General features: G+C 64.4%; 4 protein-coding genes and 1 pseudogene. All 5 read left to right on the top strand.

Annotated features, from left to right (window positions below; genetic code table 11):
• Window positions 1–957, top strand: a 957-nt coding sequence (locus tag ACK5L9_RS01770; protein ID WP_416909730.1) for a TRAP transporter large permease, incomplete at its 5' end; no start/stop codon positions are given.
• Between the two features lie 26 nt (window positions 958–983).
• Window positions 984–1,955, top strand: coding sequence for a TRAP transporter substrate-binding protein (locus ACK5L9_RS01765; protein ID WP_416909729.1), 972 nt, complete (start codon window positions 984–986; stop codon window positions 1,953–1,955).
• Between the two features lie 34 nt (window positions 1,956–1,989).
• Window positions 1,990–2,505: a TRAP transporter small permease gene (locus ACK5L9_RS01760; RefSeq protein WP_416909728.1), complete on the top strand. Its 516-nt coding sequence runs from the start codon at window positions 1,990–1,992 to the stop codon at window positions 2,503–2,505.
• Window positions 2,506–2,515: 10 nt separating this feature from the next.
• Window positions 2,516–3,724, top strand: a complete 1,209-nt coding sequence (locus ACK5L9_RS01755) for a M20 aminoacylase family protein (RefSeq protein ID WP_416909727.1) — start codon at window positions 2,516–2,518, stop codon at window positions 3,722–3,724.
• 143 nt (window positions 3,725–3,867) lie between these two features.
• Window positions 3,868–5,249, top strand: a pseudogene (locus ACK5L9_RS01750) (IS701 family transposase).
• Window positions 5,250–5,342 lie beyond the last annotated feature (93 nt).

The raw sequence follows: 5,342 nt of genomic DNA, 5'->3' as shown, positions 1-5,342 counted from the left end.
GGGTCGGCCACCGCCGATGCCGCGGCGCTTGGCAATACGCTGGTGCCGGTGATGGAAAAGCAGGGCTATACGCGCGAATACGCCTCGGCGGTGACGGCGGCTTCGTCGATCATCGGGCCGATCATCCCGCCCTCGATTATCCTGATCTTGTACGGGGCGCTGCTGTACACTTCGGTCGTGGCGCTGTTCGCGGCGGGGATCGTGCCGGGGCTGCTGCTGGCGGCGGTGCTGATGGCGATCAACGCCTATTACGCGCATCGCGACGACCATCCCGGCGGCAAGGGGGCCGAAGTTCCGCCTATCGGGCAGTCATTCCTTCACGCGCTGCCGGCGCTGTCGCTGCCGGTCATCATGATGATGGGCATCCTGTTCGGGGTGATGACCCCGGCCGAGGCGGCGGGCGTCGCGGTGGTCGCCGCCTGGCTGGTCGGCAAGTTCTATGGCCGCATCAGCCGCAATGACCTGTGGGAATCGCTGTTGCGGACGATCATGCTGTCAGGTGCGGTTTTTGTGATCCTGGTGTCGATCGCCACCTTCGGCTATCTGACCTCGATCGAGCAGGTGCCGCGCAAGCTGGGCGAATTGATCGGCGCCTTCGGGCTGGGCCCCTATGGCTACATGCTCGTCCTGAACCTGATCTTCATTGTCGCCGGCATGTTCATGGATGTGAAGGCCGCTGTCGCGCTGCTGGGACCGCTGCTGATCCCGCCGGCCATCGCCATGGGGGTGGACCCGGTCCATATGGGCATCGTGATCTGCTTCAACCTGACGGTAGGGCTGATGACGCCGCCCCTGGGGGGCGTGCTGCTGATCCTCTCGACCGTGGTCGATCTGGGCTACTGGAAACTGGTCCGCGCGGTGCTGCCGTTCCTGATCGCCGAATTGATCCTGCTGTTCGTGCTGGCCTTCGTGCCTGCGATCTCGCTGACGCTGCCGCGCCTGCTGGGCCTGATGTGACAACAAACAAGACTGGGAGAATGAAAATGAAAAAGCTGCTTTTGGCCGTATCGGTCAGCGCGATGGCTTTTGCGTCGGCCGCGCAAGCGATGGACGACGTGATCGTCGCCTTTGCCGGCACCGAGGATATGGAACGCGATGCCGAATATGTATTCATCAAGGCATTCGCCGACAGCCTGGCCGGACATGACGTGACGACGGTGATTCATCCCGCCAACTCGATGGGCAAGGAAAGCGAACGCTTCGACCAGACATCGCAGGGGCTGATCAGCGTGAACATCGCCAATGGCGGCACGCTGTTCAAGACCAGCGATTTTTCGCGGGTGCTGTTCCTGCCGTTCTTCTTTCGGGATGAGGCACAGTTCGATTCCGCGTTGGATCAGTCGGGAGCGTTCGACAGGATGAACGAGGAAGCCGAAAATCTTGGCGTGCGCATCGCCGGATTCGCCATGCGGGGCGGCTCGCTGGGGCTGTTCAACAATGAAAAGCCGGTCACGACCATGGCCGATGTCGCCGGGATGCGGCTGCGCGCCCAGAACGGCGATCAGGTGAAATACATGGAGGCCTGGGGGGCGCGTCCGACCGTAGTCAGCTGGGCGGAAACGCCGAACGCGCTGCAGACCGGCGTGGCCGTGGGCCATTTCAACCCTCCCTCGACCGTGGTGGCCGCCGGTCAGGTCGAATTGCTGAAATACTTCACCCCGATGGATGCCGGCGTCGTGCCCAAGGTGGTGATGCTGTCGTCGGACTGGTACGACTATCTCAGCGATGAGGAAAAGGGCTGGGTGGACGAGGCCGTCGCCGCAGGCGTCGCCGCCAACCGCGCCTGGACACAAAAGATGGCCCCCGAGTTCGAAAAGATCATCCAGGACGGTGGGATTGAGATCACCCCGCTGAAAGACGGCGAGCGCGAGAAATTTGTCGAGGCGACCAAGGTAAGCTGGCCCGACATGGCCGATCAGGCCGATATCGACCTGCTTGCGCCCTTCGTGAACTGACCCCGACAGCCAGACCATCCGCAGGAGGCCGGACATGAGACACATTGCCAAAGCCCTGACACGCGCCAGCGACGCGGTAGACCGCGTTCTGCGGGTGGTCGGCGTTTTCTTTCTGGTCGTGATGGTGGTGCTGATCTGCCTTCAGGTTCTGGCGCGTTACGGGTTTTCCTCGCCCCCGGCCTGGACCGAGGAGGCGGCGCGCTATGCAATGGTCTGGGTCGGGTTGCTCGGAGCCAGTGTGTCCTTCAAGGCCGGGTTCGACCCGGCGCTGATCAAGATCGCCCCGGATGCGGCGCGCGCCCGGGTTCTGATGACCGGCGCGATCCGTGCGGCGGCGGTGACGATCTTTCTTGGCCCGATCCTGTGGTACTGCTTCTTCGGCCCCAAGATGAGCGTTGCGCGATCCTTCATCTCCCGCAGCCTCAGCACCAAGGCCGAGACCTTCGACATGCCGCTGATCTTCGTTGCGGTCACGGTGCCGCTGTTCATCGGCGCAATCTTTCTGCACGGGCTGGCGAAGATGGGCGAAACGCTGGCCGAACGCGACTAGGGGCAAGGACATGCAGACAGTTTCGCTTGACGATATCCGCGCCGACCGCGATTTCATCGCCCGGCTGACGCAAATCCGCCGCGATATCCACGCCCATCCCGAAACGGCGTTCGAGGAACGGCGCACCGCCGATCTGGTGGCCGCGCGTCTGACCGAGCTGGGGATCGAGGTGCACCGCGGCCTGGGCAAAACCGGCGTGGTCGGTACCCTGCGGGGGCGGCGGCAGGGCCAGCGGACCATCGCGCTGCGCGCCGATATGGATGCGCTGTTCATCGCGGAACAGACCGGCCTGCCCCATGCCTCGACCGTGCCGGGCAAGATGCATGCCTGCGGTCATGACGGTCACACGACAATGCTGCTTGGCGCGGCCGAAAAACTGGCAGGCGATCCCGATTTCGCCGGCACCGTGCATTTCATCTTTCAACCGGCGGAAGAAGGGCTGGGCGGTGCCCGCGTGATGATCGAGGACGGGCTGTTCGACCTGTTCCCTTGCGATGCGGTCTATGGCGTCCACAACGATCCGCAGCGCCCGCTGGGCGAGGTCAGGACGCGCGTCGGCGGCTTCCTGTCGGCCGGCGACACCTGGGAGGTCCGCTTTCGCGGCACCGGCGGACATGGCGCAATGCCCGAGCGCGGCACCGATCCGACCGTTCCGGCCGGGCAGTTCGTCGCCTCGATCGGCTCGGCCATCTCGCGGCGGGTGCCCAGTGTCGAAAGCGCCGTGATCTCGGTCGGGCATATCGCGGCGGGCGATTACGACAGCCCCAACATCATCCCCTCCGAGGTGACGATCCGGGGCACTGCCCGCACCTATGCCCCCGATGTCCGCGATACCGTCGAACACATGATCGACGCGCTTGCCAGGGGGGCGACACTGCCCTTCGATGTCGAGGCCGAACTGATCTATACGCGCCGCTATCCGCCGCTGGTGAACGAGGCGGGCCGCGTGGAACTGGCCGCGCGCGCAGCGGCGGCCACGGTGGGCGAGGCCAATGTGGATGCCGGCGCCAGACCACAGGGCGCCAGCGAGGATTTCGCCTTCATGCTGGAAAAGGTTCCCGGCGCCTATGTGATGATCGGAAATGGCGACGGCCCGGATTCGGCCTTTGTCCACACACCGAAATACGACTTCAACGACGAACTGATCCCGATCGGCGTCACCTATTGGCTGAACCTCGTCCATGCCGAGCTTGGGCTGGAGGGCAAGGCCGGTGCATGAAGACCGCAAGGCACGCTTGTCCTGCCTTATCCGCGATCTGCGTTATTCCGAGCGTGGCAGTTGGTTCTGATGGAGTTGTCTAACACTACTTTGGCGGATTTCTGTTGATCTGATATTCACCGGATTCACGTGGGACGTTTTGGATGATTCATAGGGCGCCAGCATTGAGGGAGGCTGGCGGTTTATGGGAACCTGGCGGGACGATCTGGAGGGTTGGCTTGCACCGTTCGTTGCGGCGCTCGGGCACAAGACTCGGGGGCGGATGTGTCCGGCCTGTGTCGCGGGACTGATCGGCCCGGGCGACCGCAAGAGCGTGCAGCCGATGGCGGCGCGGAACGGGGCGGTCAGCTATGACCAGCTGCATCATTTCATCGCCGACGGGGTCTGGGATAGCGCGCCGCTGGAGGCGGCACTTCTGTCCGAGGCCGACAGGCTGGTTGGCGGCGAGGCGGCCTTTCTGGTCATCGATGGTGAGCCGGGCAAGCGAATGATCCAGTGAATCATTCGCCCGGCGAACGGTCTGCCGAAGAAAGGGGATCACTCGGTCGGGGTGGCGCCGCAATATGCGTCCTCGCTGGGAAAGACCGCGAATTGCCAGTCGCTGGTCTCGGTGACGCTGGCCTCAGCGGAGGTTCCGGTGATGGTGGGGTTGCGGCTGTTCCTGCCCGAGACCTGGACCAGCGATCCCGAGCGCATGGCCCGGGCCCGAGTGCCGGAGGATCGGCAGGTCGCCTTGAGCAAACCCGAGATTGCCATCGCCGAGATCGACCGGGTGAGGGCTGCGGGTGTCCGCTTCGGCTGTGTGCTGGCCGATGCGGGCTATGGGTCGAGCGGGCCTTTCCGCCACGCGCTGAGCACGCGTGGACTGACCTGGGCAGTCGGTCTGTCACGGCGCCAGAACGTCTATCCGGCGGATGTCGGGTTGGTCTTTCCCGAGGCCGGACGCGGCCGACAGCGCAAATATCACCTGCCGGATCGCGTGGCCGGTTCCGCTCAGCAGATGCTGGCGGGCGAAAAATGGCGGAAGGTCAGTTGGCGGCGCGGGACCAAAGGCCGGCTGGCCTGCCAATGCGCCGCGACCCGCGTCCGCATCGCCGATGGCCACCGACACCGCATGGCGGAGGGCCGCGTGCAGGCCATGCCCGGCGACGAGGAGGTCTGGCTGATCGGTGAACGCCGGGCAACCGGCGAGCAGAAATACTACACCTCGACCCTGCCCGCCGATACGCCCCTCAAGGCCCTCGCCGCTGCCATCAAGGCCAGATGGATTTGCGAACAGGCGCATCAGCAGCTCAAGGAGGAGCTTGGCCTCGACCATTTCGAGGGACGATCCTGGACCGGCCTTCATCGACACGCGCTGATGACAATGATCGCCTACGCCTTCCTGCAATCCCGCCGCCTCAAGGCCGCGGGACGGGAAAAAAAGAATCCCCGGCGCGCCCCTGCAACCACCCATGCCAGCCGTCAGGCATGCCATCCTCGACGCCTTCGCGAGATCGCCACCAGGACGCTGCCCTCATTGTGAAAAGCTCATCCAAGAGCGCCCCGGGAGAAATCTGCCAAAGTAGTGCTAGGCCAGCGGCGCTTGGGCGGGCTGGGCCTGTATATCGTCGAGGCC

The sequence above is a fragment of the Paracoccus sp. (in: a-proteobacteria) genome (assembly GCF_047973135.1).
In the GTDB taxonomy this organism is placed as follows: Bacteria; Pseudomonadota; Alphaproteobacteria; order Rhodobacterales; family Rhodobacteraceae; genus Paracoccus.
This window is presented reverse-complemented; position numbering and strand designations above follow the sequence as displayed.

What these genes read in the sequence shown, in the direction of transcription:
- ACK5L9_RS01765 (WP_416909729.1), top strand. Translation starts at nt 984, where the DNA reads ATGAAAAAGCTGCTTTTGGCCGTATCGGTCAGCGCGATGGCTTTTGCG.
- ACK5L9_RS01755 (WP_416909727.1), top strand. Translation starts at nt 2,516, where the DNA reads ATGCAGACAGTTTCGCTTGACGATATCCGCGCCGACCGCGATTTCATC.
- ACK5L9_RS01760 (WP_416909728.1), top strand. Translation starts at nt 1,990, where the DNA reads ATGAGACACATTGCCAAAGCCCTGACACGCGCCAGCGACGCGGTAGAC.